Origin of the sequence: Fibrobacter sp. UWCM (assembly GCF_900129735.1) — a bacterium.
Lineage (GTDB): Bacteria > Fibrobacterota > Fibrobacteria > Fibrobacterales > Fibrobacteraceae > Fibrobacter.
The window spans coordinates 77,139-96,004 of sequence record NZ_FQWR01000014.1 but is presented as its reverse complement, the minus strand read 5'-3'; the positions used below and the strand labels follow the sequence as shown (position 1 = coordinate 96,004).

Sequence of the window (18,866 nt, the reverse complement as noted above, 5' to 3'; positions counted from 1 at the left end):
ACGTCCCCGACGCAGGAGCAGCTGGACGAGAAGTGGCTCGAGATGTACGGCAACGAATTTACGCAGGATGCCCCGAACGGTAACGCCGGGGTGGAGTCTTATAGGGGCTCTTTATGAGCCGAGGTAAAACTCAAGGGCTGAACTACATGAAAAATGGAGCAGGTTTCAAGAAAGACGACGAAAAGTAAAAATACAAAACCCCGCTTTTGCGGGGTTTGCTGTTATCTGTCAAAATATCCTGTAGCTGCAAGGACAAGAAAAAGAGGGAGCCCGTATTTCAAGAATACAGACAAAAGGAGCAGGAACGCCTTTTCTTCTACACTTAGATCGTCGCGCATAATCTTATCCTCCGCTTCGTTGTTCCATAAATAAATATACACAAAAACCGCCGAAAATGCAACACTTTTCTGTACCCTTTCTGTGTATGCAGACGTTTTTCGTCTTATAGGGGCTCTTTATGAGCCGAGGTAAAACTCAAGTTGTGCCAATCCGCAAATTCTGCGAAATTGATAAACACGCCTTTCACATCCTTTCGGACCTGTTCCTTAAAGCCAATCATTTCCGTTTGCCCCCGTGCTTCTTCTTCGGGGGACGGCCACGCTTTGGGGTATCATCAACCGCCACGGGCGTTTCTTCGATAGCCGTGACCGGGGTTGCCGCTGCATTTTCGTTCGGAGAAACGGGCGTTTCATCTTTTACAAATTCTACAACTGCCTTTTCTTCCGGCTTGACTTCGGGCTTTTCAACGGGCGGAACGGAAGGCGGATTCACGGGCGTTTCTTCACCCACAAACTTTGCAAGGCCACGTTCTACCCAATTACGGGCAACATCGTCGGGAAGGCCCACGTCGGTCCCGGCGGAAATAAAACGCCCATCGTGATAAACATTGTGCAAACAAACGACTTTCTTCATTTGGATCACTCCTAAGTCTTATAGGGGCTCTTTATGAGCCGAGGTAAAACTTAAACTCTATGATCGATTCGGTACAAAAAATAGTAGAACTGAATCGTTTGACTGCTTAATAGATGTTGAAAAATTAAAAGACTCCCAAAAATTTAGGGAGCTTATTGGATTTTTCAACACTAAAAAATGATGTATTTATTTAACCGCCGAGCAATTCTTTCCATGATGGATTTTCTTTATCAAACAAAGCCTTTTCTTCTTTTGAAAATTTTTTTGGATAGTCTCCAAAAATGTGCAATATCTTTTTTTTGTCGAAAGACACCGCCTGAAGACCACAGATTCCAAAATACTCAACCCACCAGATTTTATCCCCTTCACGCTTCTTGTAAAACTCGAACTTTCTTGTTTCTTTGTCAACCGTAATCATGATTAACCTCTTTTAGGACAATATACCACTTTTTTCAAGGAATTGCAACCCCATGGCAGATTTTATCAACGCAGACGTAAAAATCGATAAATTCAACGAAATTATCGATATCGCGAAGCGGACGGCAAGCGACCTGAAGCCCGCCATGGCGGCTATCGGCAACCTTGTGGCAAAGAGCGTCAAGCAGAACTTCCGCGAAGGTGGCCGCCCCGTCCGGTGGCCCAGCTCGAAAAAGGTCTTATAGGGGCTCTTTATGAGCCGAGGTAAAACCAGAAGTACGCGTTGAAGCCCTCGAAGTTGAAATCGCCCCAGTCGTTGCTGCCACCAGCAGGCAATGCCGAGAACGAGAAGGCATCCGTGCCATTGCCATTACTATTCCACCCGGACGTGGACTTGAGTTTTGTACCGGCGACCGATGAACCGCCCACCGCCGTGAACAGGGTGTTCCAGTCTTATAGGGGCTCTTTATGAGCCGAGGTAAAACATGAGAAAGGAAATTTTTTTCACAATCTTTTTCTCATTAGAGAACTTAGGTATTCTTATTGCTTTATGCATTGAAACCGAAAAAGAATGGGTTGCTTGCTTGTTTGTTGCGATTATTATTTTTGTTCTTGCTAAATTGTTTGGTTTGGCAACATCATTAAGTGGATATCTTTTTTGGAGTTCTTTGGGGATACCTTTGTCTCTATTAGTTTTTGTTGTTTTGCCATCTATAATTAGAGGCTCAGACGAACTTTGTAACTATACAAATGTTCTTATGTTGTCTCCAAGCATTTGCGTTGCGACATGGATGGAAGTTTTCTTTAACAGAATTGTCCATAAAAAACCTTTGTTGTTTTCATGGCCTTTTGATAACGAAAATTAATGAATGCCTTAGTCTTATAGGGGCTCTTTATGAGCCGAGGTAAAACAAAATAAATGTACTCGCTATTTTTATTTCTTTTGTCAATTTTTCTATTGGTGGAGGCGCTTTTCACCAAAGAAATCAAATTGAAAGGACCGCGAGTTACTTTAAAAGAAAATCCTAATGTTTATAAACTTTTTATTGTTTTTTATACGTTGCTTGTCCTTTTTTCGTTATTATGTATGTTTGGAATTATTGAATAAAAAATCCTTCAAAAGGTCGCCCCGGCGGCTTTTTTCTGTATCTTATAAGGGCTCTTTACGAGACGAGGTAAAACTTATACCGTGGAAAAAGCCTGATTACAAATTAGATTGATTAACTCACCCAAGGCCGCAATTTGGAGGTCTTTTTTTTTGACATTTTTACAAAAATGTATTGACAAATGAGCAATATGTTTATATATTAAGGTCATGAACATCACGGAACATGCGCTCGACAGGATGCTTGAAAGAGGTTTTACTCCCGAAATGCTCGGGAAATTCCTTAACTCGGCATATCGCATCGAAACGGCGAACGACGGCCGATACAAACTGATCGGAGTCGTGGATGGAGTTTCGTGGACTCTTATCGTTGAATCGGACATGTACACGGTGGTCACCGTGAGACGGTCACACGGAGGCGAAACATGACAAAAGAAGAACTCAAGGCCGGCCTGATGGCGGCGGGCCATGTCGTGGTTGAAAACCACTTGACAAAAGATGAGCTGGAAGATGTCGAGCGCGAACTCGACGAAACCGTGGGTATCGATGACGAACGTATGGCAGAACTCGCTGCAAAGGCGAAGGCTGCGTTGTCTTCTGGCCGCAAGCGCATGAGGATGGTGTCGCTTCGACTTGATGACGAAACGGTCGAAAAGATGAAAGCAAAGGCCGCTGAACTCGGCATGCCTTACCAGGCGGTGGCAAGGAAGGTTTTGCAGTCGGCTTTCGCTTAAATTCTCGAATATTTTTTTTACTGAACTGGTCGCCACCTGGCGGCCTTTTTCATCTTATAGGGGCTCTTTATGAGCGGAGATAGAAACTCGTTCAAAACTCAAATTTCAGCCCCTCCATTCTTCAAAACTGTCCCATTTGTCAATATTTATTGACAAATCAAGAAAAACAATATATATTTATTGACATTATGGGTAAGAAAAGCGTAACTCTACTACCGAAAACAGGTAAAATTCTTGAACAGATGGGAGAGCAAATCCGTCTGGCTCGCATGCGTCGTAAAATTTCTGTCGCGCTTGCTGCCGAAAGGGCGGGCGTCAGCCGAGCATCGGTATGGGCGGTGGAAAAAGGTTCCGCGGCAGTGGCCATCGGCATTTACGCAGCAGTACTCCACGCCATAAGCGGCATGGACACCGACCTTCTCAAGGTCGCCGCAGACGACGAACTCGGACAAAAACTCCACGACATCGAACTCCTGAAGAAATATCACCCGGAGGGCAAGTGAAGCAGATTTTGGTTTACGAGAACTGGCTGCGCGCAGCCCCCACGCGCATCGGCACGCTCTTTGTGGAAGGCGCAAGAGGCAAAGAAGTCTGTTCATTCGAGTACGACAACGAATGGCTAAAGCACTCCGGTAGCTTTATGCTGGACCCGGACCTGTCCCTTTTCAAGGGTCGGCAGTTCGTTCCTGTCGGCAAGGAACTTTTCGGCATATTCGAAGATTCGTGCCCCGACCGGTGGGGACGCACGCTCATGGACCGGCGGGAATCCATAATCGCCCGGTCCGAATCGAGAAAGCCCCGAAAACTCACGGAAAGCGACTACCTGCTCGGCGTTCACGACATGTCCCGCATGGGAGCTTTGCGGTTCAAAGCGAACGAGGACGGCCCCTTCCTTTCGGACGATTCCGACATGGCAGCCCCTCCGTGGGTCGCCCTCCGCAAACTAAACGACGCCGTAGCCGCATTCGAAAGCGACACCACGCACTCGGACAAATGGCTACAGATGCTAATTGCGCCGGGTTCCTCGTTAGGGGGCGCACGCCCTAAAGCAAACGTCATTGCACCGGATGGCAGCCTTTGGATAGCAAAGTTTCCTTCCAAGAACGACAAGATAAACTGCGGCGCTTGGGAAAAAACGGTCTATGAACTTGCGGAAATGTGCGGATTGAACGTTTCGGAAAGTCGCCTTGAAAAATTTTCGCGATACGGTTCCACTTTTCTCGTAAAAAGATTTGACCGAGAGTCCGGTCGGAGAATCCACTTCACGTCGGCTATGGCCCTGCTCGGCCACACTGACGGGGACGATGACTGCGGATACACCGAAATCGCCTCCTTCATCAAGTCTGCCGGAGCAGCGCCCAAAAAGGACCTTCTTGAACTCTGGAAACGGATTGTATTCAACATTCTCGTATCCAACACCGACGACCACTTGCGTAACCACGGTTTTCTCTTGTCCGAAAAAGGGTGGACGCTTTCGCCCCTGTTCGATGTAAACCCGAATCCGTACGGGGAATTCCTCTCGCTGAATATTTCTGACAACGATTCCACACTATCATTGGAACTCGCCCAGGATGTTTGCGAACTTTACGGAATACCTGCGGCAAAAGCAAAGGCGACCATTACCGAAATGAAAAAAATCGTCTGCACAAACTGGCGTAAAATTGCAACAAAGAACGGGATTTCCCGAAACGAGCAGTCCTTTATGGAAAGCGCCTTTGCATCTAGGTAATCCCCCTGTTTTACTTTTTTTCAGCGTCCAACCGCTTGCGAACCCGCATAAAATATGGTATATTCAGAAAGCAGGTCTTATAGGGACTCTTTATGAGCCGAGGAAAACGTAAAAAGTTTCTTTGACAAGTATTTCGGAATCTGCGGATTCGAGGAGTAAAAAATGGAACAATCAAGCATAATCTCTTTTATAACGGCTAACGGAGTTGTAATAGTAATTGTGCTACTATTACTTCTAACGCTATTAATCGCCTTTGTTGCACTTTGCGTAACTGAAATCAGTTGGATATATCGTAGCAATAGAGAGCAAGCAGACAAACTTGAAGAAATTAAAAATAGTCAAAATGAAAGTTTCAATTCTCTAATAGGAGTCGTTCGTTCTCTCAGAGAAGATGTTGAAGAAGTGAAAGAACTTATCGACCAAATTGAATGTGACTCCAACCAGGAAGAAACGAAGAAATATCAAGAAGAAATGGTTAAAGCGCAAAGAAACATTGTTTCCTACTTAAAAGAGCAAATATCTCCAGAACAGGTGCGCGCTTATTTTACAGCCGATGGCATGAAAATTCTAAATCTTGTTATAGAGAATCAAAACAAATTTTATTCTTTCGATAACGTATCATTGTCGATAGATTATGTTGAATCATACAACAAAAATGAGTCTGAAAAAATCAAGAAAATGTGCGACATAATCGATTCGGTAAAAAATATCTCTGTCGCACCGGAAGAACACTACGTAATTCCTTTAGATAAAGCCGACATGACAATAAAGGAGATTTATATAGAGGCTAAAATTTCGATAACAGTGCATATCACAATCACTTACTGTATCAACAACGTTCAAAAAGAAGTATCTGTGGAACTACCTCTTTTTTAAGCAAAAAAATACAAAACCTAACTAAATTAGGTTTTAAATCTTATAGGGGCTCTTTATGAGCGAAGGTTAAACCTCCAAAGACTCGCCCACCCGCTTCTTGAAATTGACCGGACTCTCATTGGAAAGCAAGAAGTCAATTTCCATGGAGTTGCGGTTGCCAAAAATCACCCCTTAGAACATCACCCGGTACGGGATTTGCTTGTCAAAGCTACGGCCCTTGAGGTCGCGGTAGGCCTTGCGGGCGGGCACCTGCATATCGTGGTGCATAGCACGCGGGCCAATCGCGGTCGTTCCGCTGCTGGAACTAGACTGCGGTTCAGCGGTCCCTGAGCTGGTTGAAGGCTCGCTGGAGCTGGAAACCGGGTCGCCACACGGTGCTTGGTTGCAGACAACCTGCATCGGCTCAAAGATGAGATTCCCGAGAATCGCCTCGCCGGAAATTCCCGATGCCGTCAGGTACAGGTCCTTGATGCCGCGCAGGCCCATGTCGCCCGAGCATTTCGCCGCAGACCAGCCGCCACCCATGAGAGACCTATTTGACAGGTCACATGTGAAAAGCGCGGTCCCGTCCTTCTTGCCGTCGCGAATCACGATCTTACCCGACGAAGCATTTTTCACCTGAAGGAAAACGTCTCCGATATCCTTGAGCGAATCCAGCACCACGTTCTCGAAAATCGCATAGCCGCCGTCCTTGATGGCGAACTCGTCGTCCTTCGTGAGACGCACGCGGATGCCGTTGTCAAAGCCGTTCGCGGGAATCGTATCGCGGATAATGCGCAAGAAGTCGATGCGGTCCAGTTCCGCAAAATTTCCGTTCGGCGAAGGTTCCAGTTCGATGAAGTTGCCACCGCGCTTGAGTTTTGCAGGCACCATCACCACGGACTTTTCGGGGAAAGTGCCCCAGGAACCCGTAGGCGGAAGCGCCACCGTCTGCGACTTGCCATTCACCGTCACCTTGTGCGTCGCGGCCGCATCGCCACCGTTCGCGTAGCGGTAACGCAGCAGGTAGTCGCCCGCCTGCATAATGTTCATCGGCAGGCGAATCTTGGAGCCCTCGGTATTCACGTACGCGAGGTATTCCCCGTTCGAGGCCGTATTGCTGCGGGTAATCGCGAGGTCGCCCGAAACAGCGCGGGTCAGCACGCCATGCTCGACTTCGGCACTCAAATAACGCCCGAGGAAGGGCTGTCCCATCTCAGCCCAGTTATCCTCGGTAAACACGACATCACGTATATGAATGTGATTGAACTTGTCTCCGTTCAAATCGTAGTAGTGGTGCACAAATCGCACGCGGTTCAGGTCCTGGAAGGCCTCGCCGCCGCCCGGGCCCACATAGCGCCCGTAGCGTTCCAAAAGAATCGTGCCGCCGCCGTTCGCCATAGTGTAACCCGCGCGGTCCTTGTACGGTCCGGTTACTTTGTCTGCACGACCGTAAGCCGTCTTGTAGGTGGTCTGCTCGATATCCGGGCCCTGCATGCAGCACTTGTCCCATGCGGTGAACAGGAAATACTGCCCGCCATGCTCGATAAGGCTCGGGCCTTCTTCGGCGCCGCCGCTCGCGCTGCTGGTACGGCGCGCAATGTTGTAGACCGTCTTGTCGTCGCTCGCCTGGTAGCCTGTCGTTGCATCTAACTTAATCAGCTGAATGCCCAACCCGAACGAACCGAAAGCCATCCAGTAATTGCCCTCGGTGTCACGCACAACGTCGGCATCGATGGCATTGTACTTGTCGCTAGTCGTCGTGTGGAAAACGTGGCCGTGGTCGGTCCAGCCGTAGCCCGATGTGCCCGGCATAATGGACTTTGTGGACTGGTAGCCGATTGCCGAAGAACGCTTGCCAAAGACGGACACGCAGTAATACACGCGGTACTCGCCGTTCATGTAGAATACGTCGGGAGCCCAGATGCCTTCGGTGCCCGGAGCATAGGTGTAGGCCCACTGCGGAATGGCGCTCACGGTCGACTTGTGGTCCTTCCAGGTGTATGCGTCTTCGGATGTCCAGAGCTGCAGATTGTTGTTGGTGCTCATGAGGGCGTAGCCGTCCTCGAACCGTACCATGCTCGGGTCGTGACCGGGTTGCAAATTATCCTTCGCATACCAGTCGGCCGCGAAGGAAACCGACACTCCAAACGCAAGCCCAAGGCCAACACGCCCGAACATAGCACGCACGCCGAAGCGTGATCCCATACCAAACATAAACGGCTCCCTTTCCGAGGTTTATACGCAGTAATATATATTAATTGAGAATCGTAGTCAACATATTTTTGCTTTAAAAGTCTACATATTTGCGCAAAAATATTCTATTAAACAAGATGTCAACATTATTTATGTAATAAAAAGTCTACGTTTGACTTGTTTTTTATATTTTAACCATGTTCATATTCCTGTTTATCCTTCTCGCGGGCCTCGCCCTTATATACATAAACGTGAGTGCTGTCGCCCCGGGCAAGAAGGGCAAGCTGGTTGCGCTCGGGGTGCTTGTCGCGATTTTTGCAGGCATGTCGTTCCGCGATACGCTCGCGGGTAGTGCCGTGGTGGCGTTTACTTCGGTATGGCTGTGCCAGGCGTTGCTCGTTTATATCCCGTGGGGCATTTTCAGGGTGGTGCGGAGAATCGTGAGGCGCGCCCCGATGGAGGCGGGCATGCTTATGCGCGTGAGCCGCGGGCTGCTCGCATTTACCGTCGCGCTTACCGCGGGCCTGTTCCTTTACGGCGTTCCGCACAATAGTGAATACAAACTAATAGAAACCCGCGTGGAACTGCCCGTGCGCTACTTTGCGGAGCCCCAGGCAGGCGATGCATCTGACACCCTCGCGAAACCGGAAGCTGTCGCGGTTGTGGGAAATCGCGCCTTCACTGCCGTATTTTTCAGCGACATTCATGTGGACCCGCTGTTTGACCGCGCGAAACTCGAGCGCATGATAGCCCACGTGGATTCCCTCGCGCCCGACTACCTGCTTTTCGGCGGCGACCTTGCCGACGTGCCGATGCCGAAGCTGGACGAATGGGGTTATGATAGTTTGTTCAAAACGCTGACCTCGAAGGCGAAAATCGCCGCCGTCGCCATCAACGGGAATCACGAGGGAATGCAGGAACGGCCCGGTTCCGATCCCGATTCGTGGATGCGCAAGGTCGGGTTCGTGATGCTCGACGATTCTAGCGCCTGCATCGGGCCCGCGTGCTTTACGGGCCGTACCGACTTCCAGGTGGCGCGCCACCGCGACATCGACCGCCTGCCGCTTTCGACTATCGCCCCGCGCGATACCACGCGCCCGTGGATCCTGCTGGATCACCAGCCGAAGGGAATCGAGCCGGAATATTCCGGACGCCTGCCCGACTACGCGCTCTCGGGACACACGCACAACGGGCAGTTCTTCCCCGGGAACATCGTCATCAATTTCGTGTGGAGGCTCGCATTCGGCGAGGGCGTGCTCGATGGCGTACGCTGGCTCGTGAGCGCCGGCGTGGATTGCTGGGGACCGCCCGTGCGCGTAGGCACCGACGCCGACATGTGGGTTTTGCACTTTGTGGCCGGCGGGCGATAAACGATAAACCACACACAGTAACTGCACACAGTAACCGCACACAGTAAACTGCGCGCGGTTCGCCTGCGGCAAGATTCGCTACCACAGCATCGCTTTCGTCACGTCGCTCGCCTCGTTCTTGCCGCCGTGGGCGCTGTCGCTGCCCGAAGACGCCTCCGTCCCGAGGAACCTTTCCTGAGCATCGTTGATGAACCGGATTTTCCCGTGGTTGTTGCCCTTCTTGATGATTTCCATATTGAAGAACTTCGCCACCCTCATGCCGTCCTTGCTCTGGACGCCTTCCTGCCGCGCCGCCATTTCGAGCTCGCGTTTTTTCGCGTCGTACTCGTTGAAGGTACGGACCGCATCCGCGTTGGCCGCGAGGATATCCTCGATAAATGACTTTGTTCGTACCCTTGGCGACTTGTCCGTAGTGGGCACGTTCGGTAGGGCGAGCGTCAGTATGCGCACCAGCTGGCACATGTATTCGTTCGGGTACATCTCGCTTTCGGGCGGGAGTACGAGCGGCAGGTAACGGACTCCCTTGACGTTCTTTGAATTCAGGTTCTGCCTGAGCGCATCCGATTTTGTAGACGCCTGGTGCAGCTGTTCCCTTGCATCGCGCAGTTCCTCTTCCGCCTTCTCGCGCTTTTCGTCCGCTTCCACGGCGAGGCTTTCCCAGGTGTTGCGCTCGTCCAGGCAGTTGTCGTACTTTCGCTTGAGCGAATCGTATTTCGCGTGCTCGTCCTTGTACTGGTCGCGTTCCGCCGTAACGCGCTCGAGGTCGTTCATCAGCTTCTCGACAAGGCACGACATGTCCACGCGGGCCTGCCGCGCCTGCAGCCATTCCTCGCGCATCTCGTTTATGGTATTCAGCTTCTCGACACGTTCGCGCTCGACAAGTTCGTTCTCGTAGTCTTCGCGTGCCGCGAGCAGGTCGTCCCACGTGAAGTTGAACTTGAGCGAGAGATTCGCCTTGAGAATCTTGAGGAATATGTCCTGCACCAGCGTCTCGGGATTCTCGGCCCAGTCCACCACGTCGAAACGGTTGAATATGGTAATGGGCTGGCCCGTGTAGCAGATGCCGATCTCGCCACCCTGCGGTATTCGTTTGTCTGTAAATTCCTGCGCGAGACGGTCCCTCAGCATGGGGTTCTGCTCTGCGAATACGTGCGCGACGCCGAACAGGCTTTCGGCCACCTTGCTCGGCATGAGCGCGTGGGTCTTTGCCGAACAGCTCAGGTAAACGATGGGCAGCACGTTGCGTAGCCCGCCGGTCAGCGCGTTTTTAGCACGGTCGATCTCGCTCGGCTCCAGGATATGCGCCTGCCGCTTTATCTCGTCGATGGCGCCGTCGCCATCCTGGAAGTTCGTGAGCAGCAGTTCTATGACGCGCGGGCGTGCAATTCGCGGCGGCCGCTTGTCACGCCCGAGGTCGCAGTCCAGCGAGACGAAGCAGAATGCGTGCTCCTCCGTCCTCTTGATGGCAATCTGCGTTTTCCAGATGCGGCCGGACACGGCGTCCTTGGTGGTGAACGTGAACCCGATGTAGTCGCAGAGTTTCCACGAGAAGGAGTTGTATTCCAGTTTGTCGCCCGCGAACTCGAACTTGCCGGAAGGATTCTCGTCGAAGTCGATATCCCTGGGTAGCTTGCGGAATAGGTGCTCGTAATAGCGATTGCCGCGTTTGTCCTTGCTGCTGCCGAGCCAAGCGTATATGCATTCGCGGTACAGCTCGTCCCACGGCATGTCACTACGCAGGTTAAAAGAAGTTCTGATTAACTGCATAAAAGTCCCCTAGAAATTTTTTTTGGAAAGATAGTTGAAGAAGGGTAGGGTGTCAACGGACTCCCCGGGCAACAGGACCGCTGCGCTAGTAGTCCTTGCCGATTCCAGTCTGGCGGAGCCTGGCCCGGGGAGCAAAACATTACTTGTAGCCAAGCAATTTCTTCTTGTGCTCAATAAGTTTCGCCTGCTCCTTGATATGGACCAACGCCGGGATTGGACGCAAGGTAATCTTCAGTTCTTCCTTTTCTAGTTCTTCAATCTTGCCCGCGTCCTTTGCCGCCATGCCCTTGATGATGTCGACAATGTCGTCAATTTGCTCAACACCGATGGCTATACCTCCCGTGACGTTCGCTATCCAAGAGAAAAATTCAGGATTGCCAAGTCGAGAAACGCGGCGACTGAAATTGCCGATTTCTACTTCGTAGAGCGTAGATTGGCGGCGGTAATCGCAGCCTGCCGAGCAGTATACCGTGTTTATGGTGACCTGCTTCTTGAAAAGCGACTCGGTGATTTTGAAATAGTCGTGCTGGTAAGGGCATTCGCTAACTTCGTGCGGCCGGGCATCGCCGAAAAGGACAACGGAATGCGTGTTGATTTCACTCCAGTTCATTTCGAGTGCGTCGTGAAGTGCGTCTTCCACTGCTTCGTCTTCATCACCGCCGTATCCATCGGGCGTACCCAAGATAAACGACTGCAACTGTTCGACATTGACCGTTAACGGCTGGACTTTCGTGATGTAGGGGTCTCCGCTCCCGTGATCCAGGTAAAAGATGATGCCTATGCGCAGGTTGGGGATGAGTTGGAAAAGCGTCGTGCATATTTCGGTAAACTTACGTTTCAATATTGCGTGGTAGGCGGACATAGATCCCGTTAAATCGCCCATCAGCACCATGTCAAGCCCCTTGTGCGCCTGCTGTTCCTTCTGCATTTTCTGCTTTATGGAGTCTCCCTTGAGGACGTTTCCCAAAGCCCCCTGCTTTTGCACGGAGGCAATGTTGAATGTCTTGATAGGCTTGTCGTCTTTCTTAACGACAAGGCTTCCGCTAGGCTTCTTTAGGGCCGGCAGGTGGAGTTTTGTTTCTACTTTTTCCATGGTTATTTCTCCCGTGTTTTGTGTGAATCTCTTGATGCGACGTAGGTACTGTCGTAAGTCGCTCTCTTTTCCGCGTCGGATAGTATATCCCATGCCTCGTTCAGTTGCTTGAACCGTTCGGTGTATTCCTCGCGATTATCTTCGGTCGCCTTGTCCGGATGGAACATCTTGGCCATCTTCCTGTACTGCCTCTTGAGTTGCTTGATGTCAAACTCCGTGTAGTCTGTGGCTTCATCATACTCGTCATCGTAAAGGACCTTGTACAGGTCTACCCATCCGTCCGATGTATCCGAGGCTTCTTCACCTGGGGCTTCCGATGCGCTTGCGTAATTATTCAAGATGGTGATGATGTCTTCGTAACCCTTGCAATAACTCAAGCCTTCGACTATGTTCCTGTAGCTTTCCGCAAAAAAGAATGATTTCAGGTACTTGTCGGCTTCGAGAACGCAGTTCTCTATTTTCCCGAGCCACACGGAAAAATCGAGGCCTGAAGATTCGGCATGCTCCTTGATGGCGGCGTATTGGCTTTTGAGTTCTTCGTAGGCAAGATTGATTTCGTCAATAGGCACAGAGAACCCTTTGAATGTTCCGCTTGCATATTTCTCGTCAAGTTCTTTGAATTTCTGTATCGATTCCTCAAGAGCCTTGATGCTGACGCGGATGGTTTCCTTGACTACAATCTTCGCCTTTTTCCCGTCTTCACTGTCATCATACTTGATGTTGTCGAAGGTTTCGGATACGGCTTCCATATCGGCCAATTTTCGGTCGTATTCCTTGATTTTCTCGTTAAGGTTGTTCTCTATCTCGGAGCGGTCCTTTTCCCAGCGCTCCTTCTCGGCTTCGAACGCTTCTCGCTTTTCGCGTTCTCGAGATTCAAACGTTCTTTCCTTTTCCTCCACTTCGGCCAATCGCGACGCGATGGAAGATTCCTTTTCGGAACATTCCTTTTCGCGGGTTTCGAGATTCGCTATTTTAGCCTTGTATTCATCTTTGAGCGCGTCGGCTGTTTTCTGTTTTTCTTCGTAGGTTTCCTTTTCCTGATTGTACTCCTTTTCTGCTTTCTCGGCCTTTGCGACCCTGTCCTTCATGGCGGAGCGCTCGTCTTTGATGTTTTGGCGCTCGGCGTCAAGGTCGGCATCCTTGATGGCAACGCGCTGTTCATCCTTGCGGACATTTTCGCTCCTGATGTGTATTGATATTTCTTTCTTGCGGATGGCCTCCTTGCGATCCTTCAGGTCATCTTCCCATCCCGCCAGGCGGTTCTGCTGCTGTTGCAGTTCCACTTGCAGCGAGCGGTTTTCGTCAACGGTCTTCTGGAAGTCTGCGACCTGGTTGTTGAAATCATCAATGCCCTGCTTAATTCCGTTGCTATTGAGGATGGATTGGTTCAGCACATCGATCGCCTGAGTGTTTATGGCCGCAGACTTGGTCAGGTTTCGCTCCGTGCGCTTAATCCGCTTGGCCTGCTCACGTTCCCGCAGGGCCTGCTCTTTTTTTCGCTTTCCGAAATTGAATATCGAAAACATCGTTTACCCCCTAGCGCGACTTGTGTGTTAAATGGTAACCAGAGCGGGTCTCGCATGGATAGATATATAGGGGGCCTGCGCCTTCCGATTCCCGCTTTGTCTTGGCTTTTAGGGCGTCCTCATACGATAGGTATAAGTCCTTGTGACGCCCACAGCTATCGGCGCAACTGCAGGCGTTGTGCAAGACGTTGATGCGCGATGCGGTAGGGGCGAGGTGCCATAGGCCACAGCGTTCGCAACGGTAGGCGTAAAGGCTTCTGCTGTTTCGGAGCTGGTAGTCTGCAGATTGTTGGGCTTCCGCTTCTGTATTGTAAACGGAAAGAGGGGTTCCCGTAGCTCGGGAAAAGCATGTTGTTGATTTCATAGTTGTTCCTTTGGGGTAATAGAAGTACACTGCCCATTCAGTCAAATGGGCTAGACTTGTTAATAAAAGGGTGCTACACCCCAAACCAGCGACGGCGCATCACTGCGAGAAACTCGGCGGTCAACGGCCAACCGGAAGCATCCGGAATCACGGAATCGACCGCGCAGTATGGACATATCGCCGTCGCGTCGGCACCATCGGGGCACCACCCCTTGACCTCGGTCGCAGGGTAGACTCTCTCGCAGCTGAAACAGCCACACATTTTCGACTGTTTTACCAGTCGTTCGTTCATAAACGAGGCCTTGTGGGCGTCACTTAGAATCTTCAGGATTGTCGGATTAGTCATTAGCAACTCCTTTTGTTAGGGTTTTGGTATCCCTATTGCAAAAGGCGTGCCAATCAGAAAAAGGGGCTGAAAAGCCGTTTTTGGGCAGATATGTGAAATTATTTTGGAAAAAAATTTCGCTAAATAAGAAATTTTTTCTTATTTAGGACCCTAATGTACAGAAGGAAATTAATCAGTGGATGGTGTCTTCCCACAATTAGGGCATACTGACAAAAAGCCATTCTTGCCTATGGTCATCGAAACGATGTCTTTGTATTTGAACAAAGAATCCCATTGAAAGAAGTCTTCTTTTTTTACAAGCGACATTTCGTCTAGTGTGTCTTCGGTTGCTTCGCAGTGTAAATACAAATACTTGTGATGACAATGAGGGCATTGCGTAAGGCGGGGATGAACGCCGTCGTCCTTGCTAAATATTCCTGGCATATCCCCGTTTATTTGTCCAATTTGACGAAGTAATACATTTTGTAGTCGTCGATAAGAATTAATATCAAATATCGTTAAGGGTAATATCAAGACTTTATCGTTGACATTATGGGCGTATTCAATAATTTGCTGTTCGGCTTCATTGCAAAAAGGCAGGGCCATAATTACATAGTCGGCATTATGCTCTTCTGCAATTTTATTACCTTGAGCTAAAAGCTCTTTTTTGAAATTGAATGTGTCTTGAGTATTTAGTTCAACTATGACAGGCTTGATGACAACATGACTTTTGGGCGGTTTGCCATATTTCATATTTGCTTCAACCAAGGCTTTCTTTAATTCGTCGCGAATGTGCTTAGCATCTCGCTGTTCTTTTTGATTTTTTTCCTTTGGCTTGCCTTTTAAATTCGGTAGGAATAAATTACAGAATGTATCTATGTCATCGTCGGTTATGTCATTTTCCCAATACAAGAATTGTCCATCAAAAGAAAACTTTCCAGAATCGGCTCCTGCTGGAATCGGACATTTCAGACCATTTTGTATAGGCGTTTTTCGCTTGGTTGAATCTCGCAACACGCAATGTATTAAGCCATTATTGTCTGAAATAGAGTATTCTAGTAGGGCGTCTTGCTTGTGGAAAAGAAAGTTTTTTCGTTCAATAAAGTCTAAATTGTTAGCAGCATATCCTGCAAGAGTTTTGCAGAACTGCATAAACCATCGTTCGGCATCTTGTTGTGAGGTTTCGCGATTTTCTACTTCGGTTTGGTGCAAATTCTTTTTCAAGGTCTTTTGCATGTATTTCCAAAGTTGAGAAACATACTTGTAATTTTTATCCATCAACAAGATATTCGTTTCATTCAAAGAGCCGAATACACGTTTAGTTCTTTTTAATTTGCGGTACAAAAAAGACTGTTGAAGCCGTAAATAGGACCTTAAGAGTTTTCGGGCTTCCTTTAGGCATTCCTTTAGTTTTTTGTATTTTTCGGACCGGCTTTTATCACTTTCTGTTGAACTTCGCAAAAGTTCGCTAAGAGCCATTTGGAAACGGTAATCGAAACCAAATCCAGTAGTTTGTACTCCACTATTGATAATGCCTTCTAGCTGCCCAACAGCGTCATTCAGTTTTTTTTCGGTTTTACGAAGATATGTGATCACGACGTCTATCAAGGTTTTCGTTACACGATTTTCGTATATTGAAAAATCGTCATCTTCTACACGAGAAAATAGTCGTGCCGGTTTCAGGCCTGTCGCAGTACGGGCTAGCCAGTCTTCGCTGTGAGATGCAAGATAGGGGATAGATTCGTATCCAACCCTTTTTACTGTATCAATAGGGCGAATCTCATTTACCGATTTCAAATGAGATTTGGGCGCCTCGCAAATTTTGGTGATAGGCCTTTTAGCATCCTGCAATATTTCGAACAGCTCACCCCAGTTTTCATCTTCCAAAGAGTTGTCTATTGCGTATAGTGGAATATCCCCATTGCATACACTTGCAATAGGGCTTTGGTTATGCCGCAGAAAGGCCATGCCAAAATCTTTGTATTCTTCAAGCATTAGGAGAATTCTTCAAGTTTTTTCTTAAGCAATTCTGATGTTTCCGGATAGTCTTCAACTATTTTCTGTAATTCCTCAAACGCATTTCTTTCTTTGTCGCAAGATTCAACCTTTCGCCATATTTTTGTTGAAATCTGATAATCTAAAGCATTTTCAAGGGTGCCGCCAGCTGCCATAAATACAGCGGTAAAGTCTTTTGCCTGATTGTAAATTCTATTGCCAAAGGCTACTCCAAAGTATTCCTTTAAAACATCTTCGAGTTCCTTTAGCCTATTTTCAATCTCATCTTCGTTTTTCTTGCCTAAATCTTTCTTAGCTTTTGTAAACATGTCCTGTAATTTATCCACAGAAATAAATTGCTTTGTGGTAGGCTTGTATTTTTCTTCTGGTTCACCACGATCGTTCAATACTATAACTTGAGCACGGTCATAAACCTTGTCACTTATTTCGAAGGTGGATTCGTCTTTATTTGCTGTGCCAACGAACCATACATTTTCAGGGACGCGGATTTTTCTACCATCTATCAAGTCCTCCGCTCCAATAAGGCAGTGTTCCTTTTCAAGGATGGCGCTAATCTTTTGTTTTTCTTCGTCACTCACGGTTGCGCTGACATCGCCAGCTCTGCTTTTCTCTATACGCAGCCAAATGTCGTAGGCGTCCTTGTCTTCTATCTTTATTTTGTCCTTAATCTCTTTTGAAAGGGACATGGGGAGCGTTCGCATATCTGATGCTACAAGTTCAATAATCCAGTCGTCGCTATTTGGTTTTTGAAGGACTGCTAGAAAATCGGAGAAATAGTATTCTATACGTGCCAAGTTCATTTCGTCCAGCACCATAAATGTTGGAATTTCTGCGCAAATTTCCTTGCCGCTACGGTATAGTTCAATGGTAAAAGTCTTGGCATTGAACTTTTTATTGAAATCGTTATAATATCCTAAAAGTTCATTGCGGTCACGCCAGGAAGATTCTACAGGGATCAATTTGTTGAATCCAGAAATGGATTCCGCTACAGCACGCGGCAAACTTGACTTACCTGTTCCGGACATGCCCTGAAGAATGATAAGACGGCTTACTGCCATACCGGCCAAGAATGCTCGTATGTCGTCATCCTTGTAAAATAAGCGTTCCTTATTGCCACCCTCGTAGCCGGCATAATTTTTAATATGCGCTACTAATGTCGGCAGGCTTTGTAGTTGTTGACGCCCTTTAATCTTTTCTATTTCAGTTTTATATGAATCTGCATTAGACTCTTCATCAACTTTTCTAAGGGCCGGGCAAACATCTCCAGTACGGTTTTCTAGTGCAGTCTTATGGCTTTCGAGTTCCTGAATCAGGTGTTGATTGAGTACGTTGGTGGCTTCAACTTCACGGCGCGCCGTTTCCAGTTCTCGGCTAGTTCTTGCCGCTGCTGCCGCCTTTTCCTTGTAATCATCTCGTTCTTGTAATATTTTTTGCTTTTGAATTTCAAGGGCATCTACTTTCTCTGCACGTTTTTCGAGATTTTCTATTGCTTGAATATCCGGGTATTTTTTATAGACCTCCTGAAGACTCCTATACCTAGAAAGCATCTCGTTAATTTCAGGAAGGATTTCCTTAAGTTCGGTTTCATTACCGTTAATATCCTTAAGTGAAATTTTTAGAGAATCAACAAATGCCTGATTTTGAGCGAACATCTTATTGAGATTGTCATATTGACTTTCCAAAGCTTCGTAGCGTGCATCTTTTTGCTGAAGTTCAAAATTTAGTTTGTCAATAGTTTTGGGATTGTATTTTTTGTATTCTTCTTTTAATTGTTCTACATAGTTTTTTTCATCATCAAAAGCCTCTTTTTCAAACTCCCAATTACTTTTATCCGTATTGAATTTTTGACGCACCTTCTCAAATTCAACTCTTTCTTCGCCTAGCCTGTTAAATTCGCCTTTTAGGCGTGTGCATTCGTCCTCCCACGCTTTTGCTGCTTCCATTCTAGCATCTGCAACAGCCTTCAACTTGCTCTTATTTGCTTCGTCTTTGATCTTCTCGGCATCTGTTGCTGCGGTATTCTTAATTTGATCTGCTTCTTCTTCTGCGGCTTTTTTTATTCTTGCCGCATCTTGCTCAGCACCGTCAATTTTTGCAATTGCGGCATCGTATTCTGCTTGAATCTGATTTTTTTCCGTTGTAAGGCGCGTCTTTTCAGATTCCAGATCCTGATTTTCTTTTTTTAAACGCTCTTTTTCTTCTTCCGCCGCTTTTTTGGCGGCTTCTGCGTCCTCTTTGTCGGCGTTTGCCTTTTGTAATGCGGCTTGAGCCACCTGAACTTGTTTTTGAAGAGCCTCCATTAATTCAGATTTCTTTGAATTGAAATCTGTTTCATTAGTGGTTGCCACAACGTTGGTGACGGCAATTTCGACTTTTTCAGGTGTGCTGATATCCAACGGCTTAGGCGCACTTTGGACTTGAAATTGATTTTTTTTCTTATTTTTATTCTTTCCCATT

The 18,866-nt window shown here is 48.0% G+C and carries 18 protein-coding genes; 8 read left to right on the top strand and 10 right to left on the bottom strand.

The features are described 5' to 3' along the window. Window positions 1–555: 555 nt before the first annotated feature. Together BUB22_RS10365 and BUB22_RS10360 are read right to left on the bottom strand one after the other, a co-directional pair. Window positions 556–912 carry a hypothetical protein gene (locus tag BUB22_RS10365; protein WP_139258961.1) on the bottom strand — a complete coding sequence of 119 codons (357 nt, stop codon included), beginning with the start codon at window positions 910–912 and terminating at the stop codon, window positions 556–558. 190 nt (window positions 913–1,102) lie between these two features. Further along, window positions 1,103–1,330 carry a DUF7675 family protein gene (locus BUB22_RS10360; RefSeq protein ID WP_073115060.1) on the bottom strand — a complete coding sequence of 76 codons (228 nt, stop codon included), beginning with the start codon at window positions 1,328–1,330 and terminating at the stop codon, window positions 1,103–1,105. Window positions 1,331–1,382: 52 nt separating this feature from the next. Between BUB22_RS10360 and BUB22_RS10355 the strand changes: the two genes are divergently transcribed. Further along, entirely contained in the window at window positions 1,383–1,574 is a 192-nt protein-coding gene (locus BUB22_RS10355) for a phage virion morphogenesis protein (RefSeq protein ID WP_073115059.1), read from the top strand. Between the two features lie 7 nt (window positions 1,575–1,581). Here the strand turns inward: BUB22_RS10355 and BUB22_RS10350 are convergent, their stop codons facing one another. Beyond that, entirely contained in the window at window positions 1,582–1,770 is a 189-nt protein-coding gene (locus BUB22_RS10350; protein ID WP_083535500.1) for a fibrobacter succinogenes major paralogous domain-containing protein, read from the bottom strand. A gap of 44 nt (window positions 1,771–1,814) precedes the next feature. On the opposite strand from BUB22_RS10350, the gene BUB22_RS16410 reads away from it, so the two are divergent. The 6 genes from BUB22_RS16410 (at window position 1,815) to BUB22_RS10320 (ending at window position 5,773) form a co-directional block, all read left to right on the top strand. Then, window positions 1,815–2,195 carry a hypothetical protein gene (locus BUB22_RS16410; protein ID WP_139258960.1) on the top strand — a complete coding sequence of 127 codons (381 nt, stop codon included), beginning with the start codon at window positions 1,815–1,817 and terminating at the stop codon, window positions 2,193–2,195. Window positions 2,196–2,644: 449 nt separating this feature from the next. Beyond that, the gene (locus BUB22_RS16735; RefSeq protein ID WP_073115057.1) at window positions 2,645–2,863 is read left to right on the top strand and encodes a hypothetical protein; all 219 of its coding nucleotides are present in this window, start codon (window positions 2,645–2,647) and stop codon (window positions 2,861–2,863) included. Next, a complete protein-coding gene (locus BUB22_RS10335; RefSeq protein WP_073115056.1) occupies window positions 2,860–3,168 on the top strand; it encodes a CopG family antitoxin in 309 nt (102 codons plus the stop codon). The genes BUB22_RS16735 and BUB22_RS10335 overlap by 4 nt, the downstream gene beginning before the upstream one ends. Before the next feature lie 188 nt (window positions 3,169–3,356). After that, window positions 3,357–3,671 (top strand): helix-turn-helix domain-containing protein, encoded by a 315-nt coding sequence (locus tag BUB22_RS16910; RefSeq protein ID WP_073054531.1) that lies wholly within the window; start codon window positions 3,357–3,359, stop codon window positions 3,669–3,671. Next, the gene (locus BUB22_RS10325) at window positions 3,668–4,897 is read left to right on the top strand and encodes a type II toxin-antitoxin system HipA family toxin (protein WP_073115055.1); all 1,230 of its coding nucleotides are present in this window, start codon (window positions 3,668–3,670) and stop codon (window positions 4,895–4,897) included. The genes BUB22_RS16910 and BUB22_RS10325 overlap by 4 nt, the downstream gene beginning before the upstream one ends. Window positions 4,898–5,059: 162 nt before the next feature. Next, window positions 5,060–5,773 (top strand): hypothetical protein, encoded by a 714-nt coding sequence (locus BUB22_RS10320; protein ID WP_073115054.1) that lies wholly within the window; start codon window positions 5,060–5,062, stop codon window positions 5,771–5,773. Window positions 5,774–5,944: 171 nt separating this feature from the next. On the opposite strand, the gene BUB22_RS10315 is transcribed toward BUB22_RS10320, so the two are convergent. Continuing rightward, window positions 5,945–7,960: a family 43 glycosylhydrolase gene (locus BUB22_RS10315; protein ID WP_083535502.1), complete on the bottom strand. Its 2,016-nt coding sequence runs from the start codon at window positions 7,958–7,960 to the stop codon at window positions 5,945–5,947. Between the two features lie 185 nt (window positions 7,961–8,145). Between BUB22_RS10315 and BUB22_RS10310 the strand changes: the two genes are divergently transcribed. Next, window positions 8,146–9,318, top strand: coding sequence for a metallophosphoesterase (locus BUB22_RS10310; RefSeq protein WP_073115053.1), 1,173 nt, complete (start codon window positions 8,146–8,148; stop codon window positions 9,316–9,318). Window positions 9,319–9,396: 78 nt separating this feature from the next. Here BUB22_RS10310 and BUB22_RS10305 read toward each other — a convergent pair whose 3' ends face one another. The 6 genes from BUB22_RS10305 to BUB22_RS10275 all read right to left on the bottom strand — a co-directional run bounded on the left by BUB22_RS10305 (window position 9,397) and on the right by BUB22_RS10275 (window position 18,865). After that, window positions 9,397–11,085, bottom strand: coding sequence for a hypothetical protein (locus tag BUB22_RS10305; protein WP_139258959.1), 1,689 nt, complete (start codon window positions 11,083–11,085; stop codon window positions 9,397–9,399). A gap of 139 nt (window positions 11,086–11,224) precedes the next feature. Continuing rightward, on the bottom strand, window positions 11,225–12,178 hold the full coding sequence (locus BUB22_RS10300) for a vWA domain-containing protein (protein WP_073115051.1): 954 nt from the start codon (window positions 12,176–12,178) through the stop codon (window positions 11,225–11,227). 2 nt (window positions 12,179–12,180) lie between these two features. Continuing rightward, window positions 12,181–13,704, bottom strand: a complete 1,524-nt coding sequence (locus BUB22_RS10295) for a J domain-containing protein (RefSeq protein ID WP_073115050.1) — start codon at window positions 13,702–13,704, stop codon at window positions 12,181–12,183. A gap of 437 nt (window positions 13,705–14,141) precedes the next feature. After that, entirely contained in the window at window positions 14,142–14,414 is a 273-nt protein-coding gene (locus BUB22_RS10285) for a cytoplasmic protein (protein ID WP_073115048.1), read from the bottom strand. A 168-nt stretch (window positions 14,415–14,582) separates the two neighbouring features. Beyond that, complete coding sequence (locus BUB22_RS10280) at window positions 14,583–16,388, bottom strand: hypothetical protein (RefSeq protein WP_073115047.1); 1,806 nt, start codon at window positions 16,386–16,388, stop codon at window positions 14,583–14,585. After that, entirely contained in the window at window positions 16,388–18,865 is a 2,478-nt protein-coding gene (locus BUB22_RS10275) for a hypothetical protein (protein WP_073115046.1), read from the bottom strand. Before BUB22_RS10275 ends, BUB22_RS10280 begins: the two co-directional genes overlap by 1 nt. Window position 18,866 lies beyond the last annotated feature (1 nt).